The following is a 564-nucleotide window of genomic DNA, read 5'->3' as shown; positions in this document are numbered from 1 at the left end:
CATAATTATTAAGTAGTAACCAAAACTGTAAGGGATTATATGCGAATATCTGCGTAGCAATGGTCCATCCAGTAGAAAGTTCACTGCATTTTGACAATGCGCACCCAAATCAGCAGATAAACGTTTAAAAACACATGCTTGAATGGCTTATCCATTTATGATGCGAATAAGTGCGTCGCGCGACTCTGATATCACTCACGAATTGTTAAGAGTATAGACACAAAAAAGGCTCCACGAAGAGGTGGAGCCTAGACTGAAGTTTGCTTCTACAGATTAATGTACGCTTGGCAGAAGGTTCTCTGGCATCAGTGCGTTATGTAGAGCGAGTTTCAACAATGTGTTTGCTTGCTCGATATCGGGTGCAAAGTAACGGTCTTTATCGTAGAACGACACTTTTTCACGCAGCATCTGTTTTGCAATTTCGATTCGCTCAGACGATTTATTTGGCGCTCTGAAATCCAAACCTTGCGCCGCCGATAGATATTCGACAGCCAGAATGCCGCGAGTGTTTTCACCCATTTCTTTCAGCCTGCGAGCCGCGAATGTCGCCATTGACACGTGGTC

General features: G+C 44.0%; 1 protein-coding gene. It reads right to left on the bottom strand.

All coding sequences use genetic code 11. The features are described 5' to 3' along the window. Window positions 1–273: 273 nt before the first annotated feature. Window positions 274–564 (bottom strand): aromatic amino acid lyase (locus tag R7R24_RS29295; RefSeq protein ID WP_318120534.1); only part of this gene is annotated, 291 nt, incomplete at its 5' end.

Source organism: Vibrio sp. 704, from assembly GCF_033339295.1.
This window is presented reverse-complemented; position numbering and strand designations above follow the sequence as displayed.